General features: G+C 67.8%; 20 protein-coding genes. 11 read left to right on the plus strand and 9 right to left on the minus strand.

Going from position 1 to position 23,649, the window contains the following annotated elements:
- The coding region (locus tag Q0A27_RS14555; RefSeq protein WP_291476534.1) for a DUF4192 family protein at positions 1–723 on the minus strand (723 nt) is incomplete at its 3' end.
- A 144-nt stretch (positions 724–867) separates the two neighbouring features.
- Between Q0A27_RS14555 and Q0A27_RS14560 the strand changes: the two genes are divergently transcribed.
- Positions 868–1,872, plus strand: a complete 1,005-nt coding sequence (locus Q0A27_RS14560) for a PAC2 family protein (protein WP_291476535.1) — start codon at positions 868–870, stop codon at positions 1,870–1,872.
- 36 nt (positions 1,873–1,908) lie between these two features.
- Positions 1,909–4,491, plus strand: a complete 2,583-nt coding sequence (locus Q0A27_RS14565; protein ID WP_291476536.1) for an RNA helicase — start codon at positions 1,909–1,911, stop codon at positions 4,489–4,491.
- Here the strand turns inward: Q0A27_RS14565 and Q0A27_RS14570 are convergent.
- Positions 4,478–5,449, minus strand: a complete 972-nt coding sequence (locus tag Q0A27_RS14570; RefSeq protein ID WP_291476538.1) for a LysR family transcriptional regulator — start codon at positions 5,447–5,449, stop codon at positions 4,478–4,480. The two genes, Q0A27_RS14565 and Q0A27_RS14570, sit on opposite strands and share 14 nt — an antisense overlap.
- Before the next feature lie 173 nt (positions 5,450–5,622).
- On the opposite strand from Q0A27_RS14570, the gene Q0A27_RS14575 reads away from it, so the two are divergent.
- The 3 genes from Q0A27_RS14575 (at position 5,623) to hrpA (ending at position 10,922) form a co-directional block, all read left to right on the plus strand.
- Positions 5,623–6,219 (plus strand): peroxiredoxin, encoded by a 597-nt coding sequence (locus Q0A27_RS14575; protein ID WP_291476540.1) that lies wholly within the window; start codon positions 5,623–5,625, stop codon positions 6,217–6,219.
- On the plus strand, positions 6,219–6,743 hold the full coding sequence (locus Q0A27_RS14580) for a carboxymuconolactone decarboxylase family protein (protein ID WP_291476542.1): 525 nt from the start codon (positions 6,219–6,221) through the stop codon (positions 6,741–6,743). Before Q0A27_RS14575 ends, Q0A27_RS14580 begins: the two co-directional genes overlap by 1 nt.
- 120 nt (positions 6,744–6,863) lie before the next feature.
- Positions 6,864–10,922, plus strand: a complete 4,059-nt coding sequence (gene hrpA, locus Q0A27_RS14585; RefSeq protein ID WP_291476544.1) for an ATP-dependent RNA helicase HrpA — start codon at positions 6,864–6,866, stop codon at positions 10,920–10,922.
- On the opposite strand, the gene nrdR is transcribed toward hrpA, so the two are convergent.
- Together nrdR and Q0A27_RS14595 are read right to left on the minus strand one after the other, a co-directional pair.
- Positions 10,915–11,397, minus strand: coding sequence for a transcriptional regulator NrdR (nrdR, locus tag Q0A27_RS14590; protein ID WP_291476546.1), 483 nt, complete (start codon positions 11,395–11,397; stop codon positions 10,915–10,917). The two genes, hrpA and nrdR, sit on opposite strands and share 8 nt — an antisense overlap.
- A 58-nt stretch (positions 11,398–11,455) precedes the next feature.
- Positions 11,456–11,875 carry a hypothetical protein gene (locus tag Q0A27_RS14595; RefSeq protein ID WP_291476547.1) on the minus strand — a complete coding sequence of 140 codons (420 nt, stop codon included), beginning with the start codon at positions 11,873–11,875 and terminating at the stop codon, positions 11,456–11,458.
- Positions 11,876–12,144: 269 nt separating this feature from the next.
- Between Q0A27_RS14595 and lexA the strand changes: the two genes are divergently transcribed.
- The gene (gene lexA / locus Q0A27_RS14600; protein ID WP_291476549.1) at positions 12,145–12,906 is read left to right on the plus strand and encodes a transcriptional repressor LexA; all 762 of its coding nucleotides are present in this window, start codon (positions 12,145–12,147) and stop codon (positions 12,904–12,906) included.
- A 110-nt stretch (positions 12,907–13,016) separates the two neighbouring features.
- On the opposite strand, the gene ptsP is transcribed toward lexA, so the two are convergent.
- Positions 13,017–14,747, minus strand: coding sequence for a phosphoenolpyruvate--protein phosphotransferase (gene ptsP, locus Q0A27_RS14605; RefSeq protein ID WP_291476551.1), 1,731 nt, complete (start codon positions 14,745–14,747; stop codon positions 13,017–13,019).
- Positions 14,748–14,964: 217 nt separating this feature from the next.
- Between ptsP and Q0A27_RS14610 the strand changes: the two genes are divergently transcribed.
- Both Q0A27_RS14610 and Q0A27_RS14615 read left to right on the plus strand, forming a co-directional pair.
- On the plus strand, positions 14,965–15,741 hold the full coding sequence (locus tag Q0A27_RS14610; protein ID WP_291476556.1) for a DeoR/GlpR family DNA-binding transcription regulator: 777 nt from the start codon (positions 14,965–14,967) through the stop codon (positions 15,739–15,741).
- A 117-nt stretch (positions 15,742–15,858) separates the two neighbouring features.
- Entirely contained in the window at positions 15,859–16,131 is a 273-nt protein-coding gene (locus tag Q0A27_RS14615) for an HPr family phosphocarrier protein (protein ID WP_041630594.1), read from the plus strand.
- A gap of 18 nt (positions 16,132–16,149) precedes the next feature.
- On the opposite strand, the gene Q0A27_RS14620 is transcribed toward Q0A27_RS14615, so the two are convergent.
- Positions 16,150–17,490, minus strand: coding sequence for a solute carrier family 23 protein (locus tag Q0A27_RS14620; RefSeq protein ID WP_291476558.1), 1,341 nt, complete (start codon positions 17,488–17,490; stop codon positions 16,150–16,152).
- Between the two features lie 10 nt (positions 17,491–17,500).
- Entirely contained in the window at positions 17,501–18,952 is a 1,452-nt protein-coding gene (gene hflX, locus Q0A27_RS14625) for a GTPase HflX (RefSeq protein ID WP_291476560.1), read from the minus strand.
- A 94-nt stretch (positions 18,953–19,046) separates the two neighbouring features.
- On the opposite strand from hflX, the gene Q0A27_RS14630 reads away from it, so the two are divergent.
- Both Q0A27_RS14630 and Q0A27_RS14635 read left to right on the plus strand, forming a co-directional pair.
- A complete protein-coding gene (locus Q0A27_RS14630; RefSeq protein WP_291476562.1) occupies positions 19,047–19,832 on the plus strand; it encodes a hypothetical protein in 786 nt (261 codons plus the stop codon).
- Positions 19,825–20,334 (plus strand): hypothetical protein, encoded by a 510-nt coding sequence (locus Q0A27_RS14635; protein WP_291476563.1) that lies wholly within the window; start codon positions 19,825–19,827, stop codon positions 20,332–20,334. The genes Q0A27_RS14630 and Q0A27_RS14635 overlap by 8 nt, the downstream gene beginning before the upstream one ends.
- On the opposite strand, the gene dapF is transcribed toward Q0A27_RS14635, so the two are convergent.
- Both dapF and miaA read right to left on the minus strand, forming a co-directional pair.
- On the minus strand, positions 20,327–21,205 hold the full coding sequence (gene dapF, locus Q0A27_RS14640) for a diaminopimelate epimerase (RefSeq protein ID WP_291476564.1): 879 nt from the start codon (positions 21,203–21,205) through the stop codon (positions 20,327–20,329). The two genes, Q0A27_RS14635 and dapF, sit on opposite strands and share 8 nt — an antisense overlap.
- Before the next feature lie 11 nt (positions 21,206–21,216).
- Positions 21,217–22,176 carry a tRNA (adenosine(37)-N6)-dimethylallyltransferase MiaA gene (gene miaA / locus Q0A27_RS14645; RefSeq protein WP_291476566.1) on the minus strand — a complete coding sequence of 320 codons (960 nt, stop codon included), beginning with the start codon at positions 22,174–22,176 and terminating at the stop codon, positions 21,217–21,219.
- 121 nt (positions 22,177–22,297) lie between these two features.
- Between miaA and Q0A27_RS14650 the strand changes: the two genes are divergently transcribed.
- Positions 22,298–23,632, plus strand: coding sequence for a DUF349 domain-containing protein (locus tag Q0A27_RS14650; protein WP_291476568.1), 1,335 nt, complete (start codon positions 22,298–22,300; stop codon positions 23,630–23,632).
- Positions 23,633–23,649 lie beyond the last annotated feature (17 nt).

The raw sequence follows: 23,649 nt of genomic DNA on the forward strand, positions 1-23,649 counted from the left end.
GGCTCCCCCGTCTCCCCTGTCTCCACCGTCGTCCCCGACCTCCCCGACCTCTCCGTGGTTCCGGCACGTCCAGCAGTCCGGGAGCAGCCCCCGGAGGTGCTCCGGTACCGGCACCTCATCCAGCAGCCGGTCGAACGCAGCCTGGTCCGGGAGTGTGCCCGGATCCTGTCCTGCAGCGTGCCCGGCAGCGGGACTCGACGCCGGATCCGGCAGAGCTCCGATCGGCCAGTGAGGATCCAGGGAGCTCTGCACCGACCCGTCGAGCGGGATCTTCCACCAGGACGCCCCCTTGCACAGGTCCGTGGCCAGGTACGCCGCAGCCGGCGGAGTGCCCGCCGACCGGAACAGCCTGACCGCCGTATCGACCAGAGGCCCCGCGTCCCCGCCCACGACCAGGATGATCACCGACCGGTCCACACGGTTACGGTTGGCCCGGATCAGGGCTTTCGCCGCACCGGTCACCGCTCCCTCGACCAGGTCGGCGCGCACCACCGGTCCCACCTCCGAAGATGTCGGACGGATCCCCGGCGGAGTGGCCGGACCGTCGGCGGGGCGGCTGAGCCCCAGGAAGACCATCGAGTTCTCCGGACGGAAGCCGAGCATCGCGGGGACGGCGGCGATGAGGGCGGCGGTGTCGTCACCCAGATCGACGTTGGCCCGTCCCGGCGGAGCACCGGAGGGAATAGGTGGGGCGGGGTTCCTGTTGTCAGATGTGTACGTCATGGGGTGATCATCCCCTACCGCGAAAGTTCCACTGTCCGCTCCGACCGCGTTTCCGCAGGAGCCTGTGGATAACTCGGGGGTTGTGGACAACATTGGTACTCTGGGTGGACCGTCAGGCTGTCGGAGTGGAAGGAGCAGCGGACAATGTCCGAGAATGACCGCATGTATGAACTCGAGTACCCCGCTCCCGGTGTCGGCGACGGGATCGGTGGAGTGCCGCTGGTCATCGCACTCCAGGGATACGCTGACGCAGGTCAGGGCGTCAATCAGGCCGCCCAGCACCTGCTGCAGGCGCTGGAACACCGGCCCGTGGCAACCTTCGACGTCGATGCCCTCATCGACTACCGGTCGCGACGCCCCGGCGTGACCATCGACCGCAGTCGCCTCATCGGCAGCGAAGAGCTCGCACTGACCCTGCACCGGCTGGAGGATTCCGCCGGCCATCCTTTCCTGCTCCTCGAAGGCCCGGAGCCGGATCTGCGGTGGAACGCCTTCAGCCGGGCCGTCACGGAACTGTCGAAGAGCCTCGGGGTGGACCGGTCGATGACCCTGTATGCCGCGCCGATGACCGTCCCGCACACCCGCCCGCTGGTGGTCTCCGCCCACGCCTCGGACCCGACCCTGGTCGCTGACCTGCAGCGGTGGGAGTCCCGGATGATCATCCCCGGATCCGCGGCACTGCGGACCGAGATCTCACTGTCGAAGGCAGGAGTGGACACCGTCGGGCTGACCGCACACGTCCCCCACTACATCGCGGCGTCGGACTACCCGGAGGCAACCTACGGTCTGCTGCACGCCGTGGAGCAGGTCGGTGACCTCGAACTTCCGCTGCGTGCCCTGCGGGCGGACATGGAGAAGGTCCGCAAACAGCTCGCAGAACAGGTCGAGGAGTCCGGTGAGATCGGCACAGTGGTCGCCGCACTGGAACGGCAGTACGACGAGGAGATGGCGCGGATACGTCGTCGCCGGGAGAACAGTCTGCTGGCCCCGGGTGAGAACGTGCCCTCCGGCGAGGAACTGGGCGCGGAGTTCGAACGTTTCCTCGCCGGCATGTCCGGCGACAGCGACGGAGAGGACGCCGGGACCGGTTCCTCCGGCAGCACCGGGGATCACGGGGACGACCCCGAGGACGGCGACGGGGACGCCTGACCTGGCCGGTGGGCGGCTGACGGTACGGTAGAGGGCGTGAAATCCGCGCACCCTGACTCCCCCGTCCAGCCCACGCTCGCCGATCAGCTGCCCGACCTGGCCGAGGTTCCGGAGTCCCTGCTGGATGATGCGGTCCTCGAGTCTTTCCTGGCCTGGGCCCGGGAGCGCGGTATCACCCCGTACCCGGCGCAGGAGGAGGCCGCGACAGCGCTGGCCGCCGGGGACAACGTCATCCTCGCCACCCCCACCGGGTCCGGGAAGTCGCTCGTCGCCACGGCCGCCCACTTCATCGCCCTGGCACACGGGAAGCGCACCTTCTACACCGCACCGATCAAGGCACTGGTCAGCGAGAAGTTCTTCGCTCTGTGCGAGATCTTCGGCCCGGAGAAGGTCGGAATGATGACCGGTGACGCGACCGTCAACGGCCGTGCCCCGATCATCTGCGCGACAGCGGAGATCGTCGCGAATATCGCGCTGCGCGACGGGTCGGACGCCGAGATCGACCAGGTCGTCATGGACGAGTTCCACTACTACTCCGAGCCGGACCGGGGGTGGGCGTGGCAGGTCCCGTTGCTGGAACTGCACCAGGCCCAGTTCCTGCTCATGAGTGCGACGCTGGGCGACACCACCTGGCTGGAGAAAGACCTCGAGCAGCGCACCGGACGCACCAGTACCACGGTCACCGGAACCACCCGCCCGGTGCCGCTGGACTTCCACTACGTCTACACCCCGGTCCACGAGACAGTGGAGGAGCTGCTGGACCACGGCAGGGCCCCGGTCTATCTGGTGCACTTCTCCCAGCGTGAGGCCGCCGAGCGCGCCCAGGCACTGACCAGCATCAACCTGTTGGGAGACAAGGCCCGGACCGCCGAGCGCAAGGCCGCCATCGCCGAGGCTATCGGCACGTTCCGCTTCTCCTCCGCCTTTGGAAAGACCCTCTCCGGGCTGCTACGCAAGGGTATCGGCGTCCACCATGCGGGCATGCTGCCGAAGTACCGGCGACTGGTCGAGAAGCTTGCCCAGCAGGGTCTTCTCACCGTGATCTGCGGAACGGACACCCTCGGAGTGGGTATCAACGTGCCGATCCGCACCGTGGTGCTCACCGGGCTGGCGAAGTACGACGGGATCAGGCACCGCGTGCTGAAGTCCCGCGAGTTCCACCAGATCGCCGGCCGCGCCGGGCGCGCGGGCTACGACACCGAAGGCACGGTCATCGTGGAGGCCCCCGACCACGAGATCGAGAACTACCGGCTGCGGCAGAAGGCGGGCTCAGACCCGAAGAAGCTGAAGAAGATGCGCAAGAAGCACGCGCCGGAGGGTCGGGCCACCTGGTCGGAGTCCACCTTCGACCGGCTGACCACCGCGGAACCCGAGGAACTCGTCAGCCAGTTCCGGATGAGCAATGCGATGCTCATCAACGTCGTCGCCCGCGACCAGTGGACCTACGCCGCACTGAAGGCGCTGCTGCGTGGCAACCACGACACACGTACGAAGCAGAACCAGGAGATCCTCACCACCCTCGACCTCTACCGCGGCCTGCTGCGCGCCGGCATCGTCGAGGAGGTCGCGGCGGACACCCCCTCCGGGAAGGACGCCCGACTGACCCGTGAGCTGCAGCGCGACTTCGCGCTGAACCAGCCACTGTCCCCGTTCGCCCTGGCTGCACTGGATCTGCTGGACCCGGAGTCCTCCACCTACACCCTGGATGTCATCAGCACCTTCGAGGCGATCCTGGATGATCCGGGCCAGATCCTCACCGCCCAGCAGCGTGCACGTCGGGGTGAGGAGATCGCCGCGCTCAAGGCCGAAGGTGTCGAGTACACCGAACGGATGGCCCTGGTCGAGGAGATCTCCTGGGACATGCCGCTGCACGACGAGCTCGAGCAGGCCTACGGGATCTTCTGCGAGACCAACCCGTGGGCGAAGGACTTCCGACTGTCGCCGAAGTCGGTGGTCCGCGAGATGATCGAGAAGGCGATGACCTTCTCCGACCTGGTCTCGACCTACTCACTGGCCCGCGCCGAGGGCGTGGTGCTGCGCTACCTCACGGACGCCTGGCGGACGCTGAGCCACAGTGTCCCCCCGGAGCACCGGACCGAGGAACTGGAGGACATCCTCGTCTGGCTCGGTGAGCTCATCCGGCAGGTGGACTCCTCCCTCGTCGACGAGTGGGCGGCGATGTCCGACCCCGATGCACCGGTCACCGCCGAGCAGGTCGCCGAACACGCCTTCGGCGTCGGGGAGGCTACCCTGCTCTCTTCCAATCCGCGGGCGCTGCGGCGGATGGTGCGCAACCACCTCTTCCGCCATGTGGAACTCTTCGCCTTCGAGCGGGAGAACCAGCTCGCCGACCTCGACTCCTACCTGGACAACCCGCCGGACTGGCCGTCGGAGATGGACGCTTACTTCGACGAGTACGACGATGTCGGCACCGACACCGCCGCACGGTCCGGAGACCTGGTCCTCATCACCGAGGACGCCGGAACCTGGACCGTCCGTCAGATCATCGACGATCCCGAGGGTGACCACGGCTGGGCGTTCGAGGGCGTCGTGGATCTGTCCGCCACCGATGAGGCCGGCGAGGTGCGGCTGCGCAGCCTGCGGATCATCCGCGGTTGAGTGACCTGTCGAGGACGTCGCGCCCGGCGACGACTGCGCCGGCGTACGACGTCGCCAGAGTCGCGGATACGGCCTCGAAATCTTCGGCGCGTCCGGAGCTCGACCGGTAGCACAGGTACACCGAACGTCCCGCGGTTCCGGCTCCGCCGGAGAAGGTGGCCAGTTCCAGGTCCGGGTGGTCGCATTCGGCCGCGACCGCGCTGATCGGGACGAGGGTGCAGCCCAGTCCACCGATGACGCACTGGACGATGGTGGTCAGACTCGCGGCGCGGGTGACGGCCTGGGCCGCGTCCCGTCCGACGGTCGTGGACCGGCACAGGTCGAGGACCTGGTCACGCAGGCAGTGCCCGTCATCGAGCAGGAGCAGGTCGAGATCATCGAGATCGGACACGGTGAGGTCACTGCGTCCTGCCAGGGGGTGCCCGGACGGCATCACCAGCACGAACTCCTCGTCGTAGACATGGAGGCTCTCGGTCCCGGTCGCGGCAGCTTCGCCGGCGATGACGGCGGCATCGAGCCCACCGTGCTTCAGCGAGTCCATGAGGTCGTCGGTCTTCTCCTCGACGATCTGCGGCCGCAGGTCAGGGGCGACCGACGGCAGCCGGCGCAGCAGATCAGGGAGCAGGAAGGGGGCGATGGTCGGGATCATGCCGAGATTCATCGGGCCGGCGAGCCCTCCCTTGACGCCCCGGGCGTGGGAGACGAAGGCGTCGAGACTGTCGAGAGTGGCCTGGGCGTAGGGCAGCAGGGCGGTGCCGACGGGGGTGACGATCACCCGTCTGGTGGACCGTTCGATGAGCTGGACGCCCAGTCCCTGCTCGAGCGCGGCGAGCGCCTGGGAGAGGGAGGGCTGGGAAATGCCGAGTCGGTGTGCCGCCGTGCCGAAGTGTCCGTTTTCTGCGATGGTCACGAAGGTGCGCAGCTGGGAGACCGTCGGACGATACTCTCTATTGGCCATACCTATAAAGGTACTCTCCAGGCCACTCAACACCCTATCTGAGCGAACATATAAGCTTAGACCTATCGTAAGCCGTCCTGCCTATCGTCTTTGCCTTTGCACTTCAGTCATCATCGTGACATAATCAGAAGTGGTTCAAGATCAAGCGTCTTTCGCCTTAGGAGGCAAACACCGTGTCCATTCTCACCGTCGGTGACCAGTTCCCCGAGTTCGATCTCACCGCCCTCAAGGGTGGCGACCTGCACGAGGCCAACGCCCAGTCCCCGGAGGACTACTTCGAGAACGTGACCCTCGACAAGTACCAGGGCAAGTGGAAGGTCGTGTTCTTCTACCCGAAGGACTTCACCTTCGTCTGCCCGACCGAGATCGCCGCCTTCGGCAAGCTCGACGAGGACTTCCAGGATCGCGACACCCAGATCCTCGGCGGCTCCACCGACAACGAGTTCGCCCACTTCAACTGGCGCGCCACCCACCCGGAGCTGAAGACCGTTCCGTTCCCGATGTTCGCTGACGTCCGCCACGACCTGATCCGGGCCCTCGGTGTCGAGAACGCCGCCGGTGTCGCCGACCGCGCCACCTACATCGTCGACCCGGACAACGTGATCCAGTTCGTTTCCGTCACCCCGGATGCCGTCGGCCGCAACGTCGACGAGGTCCTCCGTGTCCTCGACGCACTGCAGTCCGAAGAGGTCTGCGCCTGCAACTGGCAGGCCAACGACCCGACCAAGAACATCAACAAGATGGATGTCGTGCAGGAGGCGCTCAAGTAATGTCGATCGACAACCTCAAGGGTGGCCTGCCCGAGTACGCCAAGGACCTCAAGCTGAACCTGGGAACCCTAGCCCGGTCCACCGAGCTCTCCGAGCAGCAGCTGTGGGGCACTTTCGTCGCCACTGCCGCCGCCACCCGCAACGACCAGATCATCTCCGAGATCTCCGAGGAGGCCAAGTCCCACCTCTCGGACGAGGCCTACAACGCCGCTCTCGCCGCCGCGTCCATCATGGCGATGAACAACGTGGCCTACCGCGCCCGCGGCTGGCTCGGCGACGACTACGCCCAGGTCCGCATGGGTCTGCGCATGAACGTCATCTCCAAGCCGGGTATCGAGAAGGTCGACTTCGAGCTCTTCTCCCTCGCCGTCTCCACCATCAACGGTTGTGAACACTGCACCATCGCCCACGAGAAGACCGTGCGCGAAGAGGGTCTGACCAAGGAGCAGGTCTTCGAGGCCGTCAAGATCGCCGCCACCGTCTCGGGCGTCGCCCAGGCGCTGCAGATCGCGGACGCCAGCTAGACCCACCGGTTACACCGGTCCCCCGCACCTCGTGCGGGAGCAACGCCGGGCACCGTTCCCCCGATCCGGGGGAACGGTGCCCGGCGTTCCGCATATGGGGCCCGGTGGTAGAATCGCCGGGTGGATTCCGAGGACAGAAAGCCGACACAGCAGGCACGACAGGGCTCCGCGAGACGCCGGAAGCGGCGTCCTGCCGGGCAGGGGCGTTCACGGACGAAGGGGCCGCTGCGTCAGAACCTCGACCGGAACCTCCACTTCCCCGAGGGACTGCCCGTCTCCGCCCGCCGTGACGAGATCATGGAGGCGATCCGCGACAACCAGGTCGTCATCGTCGCCGGCGAGACCGGCTCCGGCAAGACGACCCAGCTTCCCAAGATGTGCCTGGCCCTGGGCCGGGGCACCCGGGGTCGCATCGGACATACCCAGCCCCGTCGCATCGCCGCCCGTTCCGTCGCCGACCGCATCGCCGACGAACTCGGCGAGAAGGTCGGCGAGCCGGCGGGACGCGTCGGCTACAAGATCCGTTTCGATGACACGGTCTCCGACTCGACCGCCGTCAAACTGATGACTGACGGCATCCTGCTCGCCGAGATCCAGCATGACCGACTGCTGCGCGCCTACGACACGATCATCATCGACGAGGCCCACGAGCGCAGTCTCAACATCGACTTCCTGCTCGGCTACCTCCGCGAGATCATGCCGAAGCGTCCCGATCTCAAGATCATCGTGACCTCGGCGACGATCGACCCGGAATCGTTCGCGAAACACTTCGCCGATGCCGACGGCAACCCTGCACCCGTCATCGAGGTCTCCGGCCGCACCTACCCCGTCGAGATCCGCTACCGCCCGCTGGTGCAGGTCGTCGGTGCCGACGACAACGGCGACGGCGGGAAAGAGGTCGAGACCGATCCGCTCGACGGCCTGGTGGACGCGGTCCGGGAATTGTCGGCCCAGGGGCCCGGCGACATCCTCTGCTTCTTCTCCGGTGAGCGTGAGATCCGGGACGCCGCAGACGCCCTCTCCGACGCGAAGCTACGCGGCGGTGTCGACATCCTCCCTCTGTTCGGACGCCTGTCCTCGGCCGAGCAGCACCGGGTATTCTCCACCGGCCCGAGGCGACGCATCATCCTGGCGACCAATATCGCCGAGACCTCCCTGACCGTGCCGGGCATCAAGTACGTCGTGGACACCGGCTACGCGCGCATCTCCCGCTACTCCCACCGGACCAAGGTCCAACGGCTGCCTGTCGAGGAGATCAGCCAGGCCTCCGCCCGCCAGCGGTCGGGACGGTGCGGCCGCACCTCCGACGGCATCGCCGTCCGCCTGTACTCCGAGCAGAACTTCGAGGCCCGCCCCGAGTTCACCGACCCGGAGATCCTGCGTACCCACCTGTCGAGCGTCATCCTCTCCATGGCCTCACTGGGCCTCGGAGACATCTCCGAGTTCCCCTTCCTCCAGCCACCGGACAAGAAGTCCGTCCGTGACGGTATCCAGTTGCTCCAGGAACTGGGCGCCTTCGCCCCGGGCAATGACGGGACCTCTGCCACCTCGACCGCCCGACCGCTGACGGACACCGGACGGGACATGGCCCGGATCCCCACCGATCCGCGACTGGCACGTATGCTCGTCGCCGCCCATGAACGTAGCGTCCTCGAACAGATCGCGGTGATCGTCGCCGCACTGAGCATCCAGGACGTCCGCGAGCGTCCCATGGAGAAGCAGGCGCAGGCCGATCAGGCGCACGCCCGCTACAAGGCGGACTCCGACTTCATGTCCCTGCTCAAGCTGTGGAACCACCTGCAGGAGAACCGTCAGGCGCTGTCGGGCAACCAGTTCCGGCGGCTGTGCAAGCGCGAGTTCATCCACTACGTGCGCGTCCGTGAATGGATCGACCTGGTGCGCCAGTTGCTCACCGTGATCCAGGACCTGCACTGGAAGGTCCCGAACATCCGGCACGTCCGCAACCTCACCTTCGAGCTCGACAAGGGTGGTGCCACGGCGCTGGCCGAAGACGACGTGCACAAGGCGCTGCTGTCCGGACTGCTGACCAACACAGGACTGCGCGAGGGGAATTCCCGCCAGTTCCTCGGTACCCGCGGCACCCACTTCGTCATCCACCCCTCCTCGCACCTGTCGAAGAAGCCGCCGCAGTGGGTGATGGCTGCCGAACTGGTGGAGACCTCGCAGGTCTTCGCCCGGGCGGTCGCCCCGCTGACCCCGGAGTGGGTCGAGGAGGTCGCCCCGCACATGGTGAAGTACACCTACGCGGAGCCGCACTGGTCGTCGAAGCGTGGTGCGGCGATGATCCACGAGAAGGCGCTGATGCTGGGACTGCCGATTGTCGCGGACCGTACGGTACCACTGTCGAAGGTCGATCCGACGGCGGCGCGGGAGACCTTCATCCGCTCCGCACTCGTCGAGGGTGACTGGCACACCCGCCACAAGTTCTTCTCCCACAACCGCGAGCTGCTGGAGAACGCCACCCAGCTCGAGGAGAAGGCCCGCCGCCGTGACATCGTCGTCGACGACGACACCCTCTACGACTTCTACGACGCCAGGATCCCCTCCCAGGTCGTCTCCGCCCGCCACTTCGACTCGTGGTGGAAGAAGGCCCGTCACGGCTCCCCGGACCTGCTGGACTTCACCGAGGATGCTCTCATCAGCTCGGACAGCCAGGCCGCCCAGGCGCGGGAATTCCCTGACATCTGGCGTCAGGGGTCGGTCGAGTACGAGTTGGAGTACGTTTTCCGCCCCGGAGATCCGGCCGACGGCATCACCATGCGGGTGCCGCTGCCGCTGCTCGCCGGACTGGACGACACCGACACGCGCTGGCTCGTCGCCGGTATGCGCGAGGAACTGTGCGTCGCCCTGATCCGGACTCTCCCGAAGCACCTGCGCACCAGTGTGGTTCCCGCCGGCGAATTCGCCCGGGCTGCACTGGCCAGGATGACCCCCTACGACGGAGCGCTCGATGACGCCCTGGCGGACGCCCTGCGCAGTCTCGGGGGCACCGGGATCAGCGGAACCGACTTCGACTGGTCGAGAATCCCCGATCACCTGCGGATGGCTTTCGCCGCCGTGGACCGACGGGGCAAGGTCGTCGCCCGGTCGCGTGATCTTGCGGCGCTTCGGCAGGAACTCGCCGGCGAGATCACCCGGTCCATCGCCACCGTCGCCGCGCGGCAGTCCTCCGGCAAGGACGGCTCCCCCGCCCCGTCGGATGCCGCGAACCACCGCGGGAAGCGTCGTCGACAGGGACAGAAGGGAGAGGCGGGCCGACAGGCGGAGGGCAACGGCCCCTCCGGCGGTGACGTCGGCATCCTCGCCCGTGACACCGAGTGGAGCGTCGAAGGGATCGGTGTGATCCCGGAGACCGTGGAATCCGTGGTCGACGGACAGCCGGTGACCGCCTACCCTGCTCTGGTGATCGATGATTCCGGTGTAGCACTCCGCGCCTACCCGTCCCAGGCGGCGGCCGCCGGGGCCCAGTTCACCGCGGTCCTGCATCTCATGCTCGACGCCTGCCGGGTACAGCCCAGGCAGATGATCAAAGGTCTGCCGCTGCGGCAGCGGGTGGCCGTGGAGAACTACCCCTACGGTGGACCGGATGCTCTCGTCAAGGACTGCCGGGTGCTGGCCTGCAGGGAACTGCTGGGCGAGTTCGGTCCGGTCATCCGGGATCCCGACCGGTGCGCCGAAGCTGTCGCCGCGGCCCGGGACCGCGGGCCGGGAATGGTCCGCCAGACCGTCGTGGCTGTGGCGCCTGCCGCCCTTGCGGTGGCCGACATGTCCGCCGAACTGGAGAACTGGGACGGCGAGTCAATCACCGAGATGCGTGATCAGCTGAAGTTCTACCTGGGTCCCCACCGGATCACCCGGAACGGTGCGGCACACCTGCGCCATGTACCCCGCTATGTCGCGGCGATGCAGGCACGACTGACGATGATGGAGCAGGATCCGGACCGCGAGGCAGATCTCGCCGACCAGATCCGGGAATGCCTCGATGCAGTGCAGGCGACCCGCGACAGATTGCCGAAGAGCCGCGCCGCCTCCCCGCAGGTCAAGGACGTGGAGTGGCTCATCGAGGAGCTGCGCGTCGCACTGTTCGCCCAGAACCTGGGCACCACCCGGACGGCCAGTGTGCAACGGGTACACAAGGCCCTCCGGAAGATCAGCTGACGACATCCTCCGTGGTCTGCTGACCGGCCTGCCCCGCTTCGCGGAGCAGCCGGATCTCGTTCTCGAAGTCCTCGGCGCTGCGGAATGACTTGTAGACCGAGGCGAACCGGAGATAGGCGACCTCGTGGAGATTGCGCAGAGGTTCGAGGATCGCGAGGCCGATGTCGTTGGCGTCCACCTGTGATCCGTGGGTTGCGCGGATCGACTGCTCAACCTCGTGTGCGAGGACCTTGAGCGCGTCATCCGGGACCTCGAGTCCCTGACAAGCCCGGCTGACACCGCGGATGACCTTGTCGCGACTGAACTCCTCGGTCACACCATTGCGCTTGGTGACCAGGAGAATGGACCGCTCCAGTGTGGTGAAGCGGGTACCGCAGTTGCTGCATTCCCTGCGACGGCGGATCGCCGAACCGGATTCCACGGTGCGTGAGTCAAGGACCCTGGACTGTTCGGACCGACACGAAGGGCAGAGCATGATGGATTCTCCTGGGGCATACCGGGATTCGGATGCCGCCCATCGTAGTCCCGCAGTACTACTGCCCCGACTTCGCGGTACCTGGAACCGACTCCGTCAGATCCCCCGCGGTCGCCGGTCCGACCAGTGCGGGGACCGACTCCTGCTCCACCTGACCGGGATCGGTGAGCAGTGGGCTCAGCCCGATCATCAGCAGGCAGCTCAGACCGCCCAACAACACGACGCCCGGAGACTGGAGCACCATGATCGTGCGCCGGCGGGTCCGCCACCACCAGCCGCGTCCCTCGAACGCCCGTTCCGGACCGCGGGCGGTCCTTTCCCGGGACTCCACGGTCCGTGCGGAGGGACGGAGGACTGCTCCGGCGCCGGCAGTGTTCGAACTACCAGCGGCGGCAACGGTGGACCAGTCAGGTCGGCGGACCGGCTCCCGGAAAGCGCGGTCCCGGTCGGGGCAGGTGGTGATCACTGGTGTGGACATGGTGTGTGCTCCTCTCGACGTTGAGGCCCGGGAATCCTGTCTCCCGGACACGGACGACAGTTCAGCATCCGAGCCGGACAGCGGATCCCGGTTCCTTATCGAACATCGTCCGTACGTTCGAAATCTCTCGTTCAATCGCGAAGATAGCACGGATGTTCGACACAGTCCAGGAACCTGCCGAAGTTTTCGAACATGTTGGTAGGGAAACCGCCGACTTTCATGTATGGTCGAGAGAGAACAAGCCGGACAAGGCAGGGAGCGGAAGAACGATGGCACAGACCACACAGCCGGACGACGCCACAGGCGGAGAGGTCCGTCGCGGCCGTCCCAAGGGATCGGTGACCGCCAAGGGCACGGACGCGGCCGACGGCAAGGGGCGGGAGAAGCTCTCCGAACGACAGCGTCGGATCCTCGACGTCATCAAGGACGGCATCCAGTTCCGCGGGTACCCGCCGAGCATCCGCGAGATCTGCGATGCAGTCGGCCTGAACTCCACCTCGTCGGTCTCGTACCACCTCAAGGAGCTTGAGCGGAAAGGCTATCTGCGCCGCGAAGGCAACAAGCCCCGCGCCGTGGACATCCGTGGCCTCGACCCGACGGACTCGAGCTCGAAGCCCGGTCCGAAGCCGGCGTCCGTGCTGCCCAAGGGGATGCCGGAGCCGTCCTTCGTCCCGGTTGTCGGTCAGATCGCAGCCGGCAGCCCGATCCTCGCCGAGCAGCACGTCGAAAGCCATTTCCCGCTGCCCCAGGAGCTCGTCGGCGGCGGCGAGCTCTTCCTTCTCCAGGTTGTCGGCGAGTCCATGCAGGATGCCGGCATCCTCAACGGAGACTGGGTGGTCGTACGCTCCCAGCAGACCGCCGAGCTCGGTGAGTTCGTCGCCGCGATGATCGACGGCGAGGCCACCGTCAAGGAGTTCCACCCCAGCGACGGCACAGTGTGGCTTCTCCCCCACAACCCCCTGTTCGAGCCGATCCGGGGTGACGAAGCCCAGATCCTCGGTCGGGTCGTCGCCGTCCTGCGCAAGATCTGACGTCACCGCGTCGAGTTCCCGTCCAGATCCGGCAAGGCCCCGGAGTCGTCTCCGCCGGGGAGTCGTCACCGGGGCCTTCGCCCGACCGGGGCAGGCAGGGTCAACCGGGGTCAGCGGCCGATGACCGCCGCAGCTGCAGCCCGCGCCTCCTCCGCACCTTCGGCGTTGAGGGCGGCAGCCGCCATCTCCCGGCAGGTGACGAAATCGACGTCACCGAGCTGGGCGCCCACGGCAGCCAGTGCCGGGGTCGCCGCCGACAGGGAGTTCACCCCGAGGCCGGTGAGCACACAGGCCAGCAGCGGGTCAGCCGCCGCCTCACCGCACACTCCGACCGCGGTCCGGGTCACCGATCCCGCACGGCAGGTCGTATGCACCAGGTGCAGCACCGCCGGCTGCCACGGGTCGGTGAGGTACGCCAGTGACGACGACAGCCGGTCCGCCGCCATGGTGTACTGGGTCAGATCATTGGTACCGATCGAGACGAAGTCCAGGTAGGACATCATTTTCTCCGCCATCAGCGCGGCAGCGGGCACCTCGATCATCGCGCCGGCGGTCAGGCCCCGTTCGTGGCACATCTCCGCGAACCACCTGGCTTCGAAGACCGTCGCCACCATCGGCGCCATCACCCAGGTGTGTGCCGAAGGCTCCGTCCGGCCCGCGAGCTTCTGCGCCGCGGCGATACCGTCGAGCTGACGCACCAGTAGCTCCGTGTTTCCCCGGGCGATACGGAGTCCGCGCACACCCAGTGCCGGATTCTCCTCCTCCTCGGCGTTGACGAAGGGCACCGGCTTGTCGGACCCGGCGTCCAGCGTCCGCACCACGACCTTGCCCTCCGGGAACGCCCGGAAAACCTCCGCGTACTTCTCCGCCTGCTGCTCCACCGACGGCTCCTCGGTCTCGCTGAGGAAGCACAGCTCGGTACGGAACAGGCCGATACCTTCCGCGACCGATGCCGCGGCCTGTTCGGCGGTGGCACCATCCTGCACGTTCGCCAGCAGCTGCACACGCTGTCCGTCCCGGGTCTGTGCCGGACCACTCCAGCTGCGGACCTTCTCCGCGTACTCCGCGGCCTCGGCCACCCGGCGCTGAGCATCCTGCGGGTCCACACCGGACTCCACGGTGCCCTCGCCACCGTCGACGAGCAGCTGCTCGTCGTCGGACAGGGTCCGCAGCGAGCGACCGGTCGCCACCACACAGGGGATGTCGAGCTGTCGGGCGATGATGGCGGTATGGCTGGTGGCCCCACCCTTCTCGGTCACCACGGCGACGATCAGCGACGGGTCCAGAGTCGCGGTGTCCGCCGGTGCCAGATCATCGGCGAGCAGCACGTGAGGCGAGGTGACCTGGGGGATGCCCGGTTCAGGCTCACCACGGAGCTCGGCGATGACACGGTCCCGCACATCGGCGAGGTCGGTGACCCGCTCTGCCATCACTCCTCCCGCCTTGAGGAACATGTCGATGAAGTAGTCGGTGGCCTGGCGCACGGCATAGAGGTTCGTCTGCCCCGCGGCGACGGACTTCTTCACCTTCTTCGCCCAGGCGCGGTCACGGGCGATGACCACAGTGGCCTCCAGAACCTGACGGGCGTGCCCGTCGACCTGCTCCGCACGCTCGGTCAGACGGCCGGCGACAGTCTCCACCGCCTCAGTGAAGGCCTCGTACTCTGCATCCCGCTGATCCTCGGCCACTGTCGCGGTCGGTTCGGGGAGTTCCGGGCGGGCGGTGACCCAGGTTGCCGGTGCGAAAACCACACCCGGTACCACCGGCTTTCCCTTCACCACCCCCGCATCCTCCACGGGACTGGATTCACCGACGGCGGACGTGCTGTCTGACTTGCTCACGGAAGGCTCCCACTGGTGTTTCGGCGACTCGTTGTCAGCACCACGATACGCGCGAGCGATGCCTCCGGTCCGCCCGCGGGTCACCCCCGTCCAGTGTCTTCCGGCTACACCCGTCACCTCCATCCGCCGCCCCCTTCCGTGTACCCCGTGTGTCCACCCACCTATGATCGGGGCGTACCCCCTTGTCCACCCCTCCCTGGCCTGTGAAACGAGCACCGTGAATTCCGAAGAACGTCGCCGACAGATCGCGTCCCTCACCGCCGTCCACGGCCGGGTGACCGTGGTCGAGCTCGCCGACCGCTTCGACGTCACCCCCGAGACCATCCGCCGCGACCTCACGGTCCTCGACGACGAGGGCGCGCTGCACCGCGTCCACGGCGGTGCGGTGCCGACCAACACCTTCCAGACGAGGGAGACCGCGATCGAGGAACGCCGCGGTGCCGCCCCGGAAGCCAAGGTGCGTATCGGCCGAGCGGCATCCACACTGCTGCCGGAGACCGGGACCGTCTTCCTTGACGCCGGAACCACCACCGCGATGCTCGCCCACTCCATCGCCGAGGACCCCACCAAGGGACGCAACCTGACCTTCATCACGAACTGTCTGCCCATCGCCGTCCGACTGGGCGCGGCAGGGATAGGTGACGTCCAGCTGCTCGGCGGTCACATCCGGGCGATCACCCAGGCTGTCGTCGGCGACATCACGTTGCGGGCCATCGGTATCAACCACGCCGACATCGCCTTCATCGGCACCAATGCGCTCTCCCTGGACCACGGACTGTCCACCGCGGACGCCCGGGAGGCAGCCGTGAAGCGGGCGATGATCGCCAACGCCGACCGTGTGGTCACGATGTGTGACTCGACGAAGTTCGGCCGTGACTACCTCGTCAGCTTCGCCCCGGTCTCCGAGGTGGACACCGTGGTCACAGACACCGGTATCCCCGCCCAGTACCTCGAGGCACTGGAGCGCGAGGAGATCGACGTTCTCCGGGCGTGACCTGCTTCCTCAGACGGTCCCCACCCCCGTCGGCCGGAACGCTATACGCTGGGGCACGGACACGACCGTCCACCCGCCTATCACTCCGGAACCACAGTTAGGACCGTGAACATCATCATGGCTTCGACCACCGTCACCGTCGGCTCGACCGTCGGTCTGCACGCCCGCCCGGCCACCGTCATCGCAGAGGCTGCCGCCAACTACGACGACGAGATCCTCATCGCCCTCGTTGACGCCGACGAGGATGACGAGCCGGCGGACGCGACGTCCTCACTGATGATCATGGCGCTCGGTGCCGAGCACGGCGACCAGGTCACCGTGTCCTCGGACAACGCCGATGCCGTCACCGAGATCGCCGGCCTCGTCGAGAAGAACCTCGACGAGGAGTAACTCCCCCACCCCCGGGCGTCACCCCTCCAGGGTGTAGCCCCGGACCCGGGTGTCCCGTCCCTCACCGACGTTCTCGAAGAACCAACGCAGCAGCGGGTAGCCGACGATCATGCCGACCGAACCCCAGGCGATACCCTCGAGGGTCAGATCGCCGAAGGTGAGCGTCAGGTTGCCGATGCCGGCGATCATCGCCACCGACGCGGTGGTGAGATTCAGCGGATGGGCCAGATTGACCTTGTTCTCCTGCCAGATCCGGACGCCGAGCAGGCCGATCATGCCGTAGAGCACCATCGCCGCACCACCGAGCACACCGGTCGGGATGGTCTGGATGACCGCACCGAACTTGGGGACGAACGCGAGAGCCGCGGCGGTGAACGCTGCAACCCAGTAGGCCGCCGTCGAGTACACCCGGGTCGCCGCCATGACGCCGATGTTCTCCGCGTAGGTCGTCGTACCGGAACCACCGAAGCCGCCGGCCAGGGCGGTCGCCACACCGTCGGCCATGAGGGCAGCGCCCTGCTCGTCGTCCAGGTCACGGCCGGTCATCCCGGCCACCGCCTTGACGTGGCCGACATTCTCCGCGATGAGTACCACGATGACCGGGAGGGTCAGCAGGATCGCGTTGAGCTGGAACTCCGGGGTCTCGAAGTGCGGCAGACCGATCCAGTCCGCGTCCCGGATCATGTCGCCCGCGCCGCCGGCGAGGTTCCCGGTGACGGCCGCGAAGGCCCAGCCGATGACGACACCGAACAGGATGCCCAGGCGTCCGATCATGCCGCGACCGGCGACCGTGAACAGCAGCACAGCGGCCAACGTGACGGCGGCGACCAGCGGCTGTTCACCGAAATTTCCGGCGGCGTTCGGGGCCAGGTTCAGACCGATCATCGCGACGATCGCACCGGTGACCGCCGGCGGCATCACCGCGTCGATGACGCGACGGCCCGCTGCCTGCACCGCCAGACCGACGAGGAACAGGGCCACACCGACGACGACGATGCCGCCGAGCTGTGCGGCGAAGCCGTCCGCCTGGGACGCCGCCAGCGGCGCGATGAAGGCGAAGGAGCTGCCCAGGTAGGAGGGCACCTTGTTGCGGGTGAGCAGCAGGAAGATCATCGTGCCCACGCCTGAGAACAGCAGGGTGGTGTTCACCGGGAAGCCGGTGATGGTGGGCACCAGCAGTGTCGAGCCGAACATGGCGATGACGTGCTGCATGCCGATGCCGACGGTGCGCGGCCAGCTCAGCCGCTCATCGGGGGCGACGACGGCGCCGGGACGGACATGGCGTCCGTCCCCGTGGAGGGTCCAGACCCGGGTCCGGACAGGGGCGTCCCCCGTGGAATTCTCTCTTGATGCAGTCACGCACGACAGTCTAGGACTGCACCACGAAAGCGGCGAGTTCAGCCGCCAGCACCTTCGGCAGGCGGACGTCGAGGACCGTGCCGCCGGAGGTGTACTCCTCGGAAAGCACCGTACCCAGCTCGTGGACCCGGGAGACCACGTCCCCGCGGGAGAACGGCACGGACAGGGTGACCCGGGCGTCCATCGAATTGAGGAAGAGTTCCAGCCGGCTCTCCAGTTCCGCGATGCCCTCACCGGTGGCGGCGGAGACGAAGATCACGTCATCGAGCCGGTTGCGCAGGTCCGCCAGGACGAGCGGATCAGCGGCGTCGACTTTGTTGACCACGAGAATCTCCGGCGGGGCGTCCTCCCCGGTCTCCTCGGCGATCTCCCCGATCACCGTGTTGACCGCGGCGATCTGCTCCATCGGGAAAGGATCAGACCCGTCGACGACATGGAGGACGACGTCCGCAGCCATGACCTCCTCCAGTGTGGAGCGGAAGGCCTCGACCAGCTGGGTCGGCAGGAAGCGGATGAAACCGACGGTGTCGGAGAAGACGACGGTGCGACCGTCGGCGAGCTCCGCCCGCCGCGTCGTCGGGTCCAGGGTGGCGAACAACGCGTCCTCCACGAGGACACCGGCCCCGGTCAGCGCATTGAGCAGCGAGGACTTGCCGGCGTTGGTGTAGCCGGCGATCGCGACCTGGGCGACGGCCGAGGAGTCACGTCGACGGCGCTTGATGTCGCGGGCCTTCTTCATCCCCTCGATCTCCCGGCGCAGCTTCGCCATGTCGTTGCGGATGCGCTGACGGTCGGCCTCGATCTTCGTCTCGCCGGGACCACGGAGCCCCACGCCACCGTTGGAGCCCGCCCTGCCACCGGCCTGACGGGACAGCGCACCACCCCAGCCACGCACCCGGGTGATGAGGTACTCCAGCTGGGCGAGCTGGACCTGCGCCTTGCCCTCCCGCGACTTGGCGTGCTGGGCGAAGATGTCGAGGATGAGCATGGTCCGGTCGATGACCTTGACGTCGAGGAGTTTCTCCAGGGCGATCATCTGGCCGGGGCTGAGCTCACCGTCGGCGACGACAGTGTCCGCACCGGTCTCCACGACCACCTGGCGCAGCTCCTCGACCTTTCCGGAGCCGATGTATGTGCCGGAGTCCGGCTTGTCGCGACGCTGGTAGAGCATGTCGACGACCTCGGAGCCGGCGGTCTCGGCGAGGGCGGAGAGCTCCGAGAGCCGTGCCTCGACCTGCTCGACGGTGCCCTCGGTCCATACCCCGACAAGGACGACACGCTCCAGGCGCAGGCGTCGGTACTCGACGTCGTAACCGTCGGACTGCTCGGTCGAGTGGTCGGCGGTACCGCGGGTGAGGCGGCGCAGGCTCGACCGCTGTTCCAGGTCAAGGTCACCGACTGTCGGGGTTCCGGTCGGCTCGGGTGTGGGTTCGGTACCGTCGGTGCGGTTGATGTCGTTCATTGCTTTCTATCTTGGCACGGAACCGTCCGCCGTGACGCCGGGTGTAACGGAGCCCGGTCGTGGATCCCCCGCTCACGTGGATACAATATGAACCATGATTCCGGAACTGAGAAGTGTGGGGCTGGACTTCGCCCGTTGGCAGGACGCACTGGAGGCCGCCTACGGCTCGGGTGCCCTGAGGGTGACCGGAGAGGTCCGCGACGGTCAGGTGCTCCAGTACGACGATCCGAGCGGTGCCCGACTGGTCATTCTCGCGGTTCCCCCGTACGGTTCCTTCGCCAGCTTCAGTGGCGGCAGCCAGACCAGTGCCCACCTGTCGATGATCAACGACATCATCGGGCTCGTCGACGTCGTCGCCGACTCGCCCCTGCTGCAGATCGGCGCCCAGGAGGCACCGGTCCTGTCCACCCTCACCGCGACTGTCGCCCAGGGTGCGATGCTCGCCGACGAAGGCGAACTGCGCTACCAGCCCGTCGAGCTCACCGCGCTGGCCGCCCAGGTCGGTGTCTACCGCACCCGGGACGAGGCCGCCCGGGCAGGCATCCTGTCGGTCGGTCAGGTCGAGTCCACCGGTGCACAGGCCCTGAACTCCGGTTCCGTGGCACCGCACGCCGGCGCCACGATCACTGTCGAGGTCACCGCTGCGGAACGTCGGACCACCGCCTTGACCGGCCAGCCCTTCTGGGCCTGCACGGTGAGCGCCCCCTTCGACTTCACCGTCGTCGTTCCCGCCGACCCGGACTCCACCGAGGCCGACACCCCCGCCCCCGGCACCATCCTCTCCGGCGACGTCCAGTTCACCCTGACTGCCGTGGACCCGGCGTCCTGCGGCGGCGGTTGCGGGGACGACGGCTGCGGCTGTGGAGGCTCATGTGGCTAGAGGTGGCCTACCGGCCACCGTTCTCCTCTCCGTCGGGTCGGTGGTCACGGCACTGCTGCTCGCCTACGGATTCGGGTACCCCGGCGCTCTCACCGGCGCCGCCCTGGTCGCGGTCACCGCGATCGTCGTCTTCCGCCGCGACTCGGACCGGGAACTCCACGCGCTGCGTTGCTCGATCGAGCACTCGGCGTCCGACATCTCCCGTGTCCTGCACCAGTGGCACGAGTTCCACCATTCCGGTGCACCCGAGCACGTCCGCGACCGGACGCACCACCGACCCCGGCTGCTCAACCCCGACTGCGGGGTGGACAGCGTACGCCGGTTCCACCACGCCGCCCGGTCCTCCGAGAAGTTCCTCCACGGACTGCCGTCGAGAATCCACGGCACGACCACCGTCGCCGCGTTGACCACCCTGCTCCACGACACCGACCGTCACGCTGCCAGCCTCGACGCGCTGTGGCAGCGCGCGCGGCGGGAGTCCGGCACCCCCGATATCAGTTGAGGACGGGCAGGTCCGCTGTCTCCACCGTGCCTCGGAAGAGAAGCTGGGAGGGGCCGCGCAGCTCCGAGCTGTCGGCGGTGACCGTCACCTGTACCTCACCGCCGGGGATACACACCCGCACCAGCCCGGCGTCCTCCCCGGTCGAGCGCAGTGCCGCCACCGCAGCGGCGACGGTCCCGGTCCCGCAGGACAGTGTCTCCCCCACACCCCGCTCGTGGACACGCATGTGCACCACGCCGTCGACCGGCGGAGTGACGAGTTCCAGGTTCACACCCGCCGGAAAGACGGCGGGATCCCATTCCGGGAGCACCTCCACCGGCAGCCCCGACAGTGCTTCCGGGCTCAGCCCCGGAACAACACAGGCCAGATGCGGGTTACCCATGTCCACGGCAGTGCCGTGGTAGGTGTCGCCGGCCAGTGTGGCGGAGGAGTCTCCGGACACCACCGGGGCGCCCATGTCCACACTGACATCGGCGGTGGATCCGGCGACGGCGTGGACGGTGAGCTCGCGGCGTCCGGCCCGGGTGCCGATGACGGCATGGTCTCCCTCGAGGAGACCGAGGTCGTGGAGTACATGGCCGAAGACCCGCACCCCGTTGCCGCACATCTCGGCCAGGGAACCGTCGGCGTTGCGGTAGTCCATGAACCAGTCATCGTCGGCGACACCCTCCGGAACTCCGTCGATGACGCCGGCTGCCACGAGTGCACCGGTGGCGGCGATCCGGATCACACCGTCGCCGCCGATTCCCCGGTGGCGGTCCGCCAGACCACGGACCAGCTCAGGGGTGAGGTCCACATCCACACCCGTGTCCGGGAGGATGACGAAGTCGTTGCCGGTGCCGTGTCCCTTGAGGAAGTCGAGTGTGCTCATGGTGCCCGAGTCTACGTCGCCGCACCCCGGGTGGCCTGCGCGGCCTCGGTGGCCGTCCGCAGTGCCTCACCGGCCGGGTCAGCGCCGGAGGCGGCGATCCAGCGGATCCGCGGATCACGGCGGAACCACGCGCGCTGCCGCTTCGCGTAGCGACGGGTGCCGGTGACCGTGGCCTCCACCGCCTCGTCGAAGGTCAGTTCCCCGGCGAGATGGTCGAGCATCTGGGCGTAGCCGATGGCCTGACCGGCGGTCGAGTCACGGCGCAGTCCGTGGTCCACCAACCCGCGGACCTCGTCGAGCAGGCCGGCGTCCACCATGGTCGCCACCCGCTGTTCGAGCCGGGGGTTGAGCCAGTCGGCGTCGGCCTGCAGGCCGAGCAGCAGTGCGTCCCACCGCGTGGGCCGGTCCTTCGGCGGCTGTGAGGCGGCGAAAGGCCTCCCGGTCAGTTCGATGACCTCCAGGGCACGGACGGTACGGCGGGGGTCGCGGCGCTCGATGATCTGCGCGGCGGCCGGATCCTGCCGGGCTAGTTCGTCGTGCAGGGCCTCCACCCCGATGCGCTCCAGTTCAGCCTCCCACCGCGCCCGGACCTGTGGATCGGTCGGCGGCAGGTCCCAGGCGTCGAACAGTGCCTGGACGTACATCATCGAACCGCCGACCACGACGGGGGTGCGTCCGCGGCCACGGATCTCCTCGACAACGGCGACGGCGGCGTCCCGGTAGGTGGCGACGGAGGCGGCGTCGGTGACGTCCAGGACATCGAAGAGGTGGTGCGGGATGCCCCTGCGTGCGTCCACCGGGAGCTTCGCGGTGCCGATATCCATGCCGCGGTAGAGCTGCATCGAGTCGATGTTGACGACCTCACCGTCGAGCACCTCGGCCAGGGCGAGGGAGATCTCGGACTTGCCGGCGCCGGTGGGTCCGACAACCGCGACCGGACTGGGCAGATGTGCGGGGACTGGTGAGGTCATGGCACCGACTGTACAAAGCGGAGGGGCAAACCCTGTCCGCAGGGTGGTTTCGGTCCTCTGACATAATCGGTGGAGGTATTCCTGCCGTCTCAGACAACTCTCCCCGTGGAGGTTCTTCACCATGACCACTCCGAAGCCCGGACCCCGACCGACCCCCGGTGCCATGCCCGGCGCCCAGGCCGGATCCGTCAGTCGGACACCCGCCGCGACCCCGGTGGCCGCTGCCCCGGTCGAGCCGACCGATCCCACGCGCTTCGGCCGGATCGACGCGGACAATGTGGTGTGGGTGACAACCGCAGGGGGCGAGCGCCGCGTCGGTGAGTGGCAGGCCGGATCCCCCGAGGAGGGTCTGGCGCACTTCGGACGCCGCTTCGACGACCTCGTCGGTGAGGTTGCACTGCTGACCGCCAGGCTCGGGAGCCACCCGGCCGAGGCGGTGCGCATCGGTCAGGACGCCACCGCACTGCGTGAGTCCCTGCCGACCGCCGCCGTCGTCGGTGACCTCGACGACCTGGACCGGCAGCTGGGGTCACTCGTCGACCGCGCCGGTCTCGTCGCCGCCGAAGAGGCGGAGAAGGCCCAGGCGCGCAAGGCGGCCGCCGGTGACCGTAAGGAGGAACTCATCGCCGAGGTCGAGCTTCTCGGCACCGGGGCGGACACCGACTGGCGCGCCGCCGGAGACCGGCTGCACGCCGTCCTCGACGAATGGAAGGCACTGCCGCGGACCACCCGGTCGGTCGATGACGCGCTGTGGAAGCGGTTCGGTGCCGCCCGCAACGCCTTCCATGAGCGCCGCACCGCCCACTTCGACGACCTTGACCGCGCCCGTGACCGGGTCCGCCGCGTCAAGGAGGACATCGTCGCCCGCGCCGAAGCCGTCCAGCATTCCACGGACTGGGGCGCCACGGCCCGCATCTACCGCGACCTCATGACCGAGTGGAAGGCCGCCGGCCGTGCCCACCGTGCCGAGGACGACCGGCTGTGGGCTCAGTTCCGTGCCGCACAGGACGTCTTCTTCAACGCCCGCAACGCAGACAACGAGCGCAAGGACGCGGAGTTCGAGGAGAACGCGACCGCCAAACAGGCCCTGCTCGACGAGTACGATTCCCGCATCGATCCCGCGGCCGACCTGGACCGCGCCCGCACCCTGCTGCGCGAGCTCGAGGACAGGTGGGATGCGATCGGTTTCGTTCCGCGTGGCCGCGTCGCCGAGTTCGACGCGAAGATCGGGGCCCTGGAGTCCCGGGTGACCGACTACGCCGACGCACAGTGGAAGGCCACCGACCCCGAGGTACAGGCGCGCATCGACCAGTTCCGGGCGAAGGTCACCGACCTCACCGAGGCCGCTGAGGCGGCGGAGAAGGCGGGCAAGACCACGAAGGCCGCCGAGCTCAGGGCTCAGGCGGCACAGTGGTCGGAGTGGGCGGACGCCGCGGCCGGCGCCGTGGAGGACTGATTCTCTCCCCGTGGCCC

It is taken from the genome of Corynebacterium sp., assembly GCF_022712275.1.
Taxonomy (GTDB): domain Bacteria; phylum Actinomycetota; class Actinomycetes; order Mycobacteriales; family Mycobacteriaceae; genus Corynebacterium.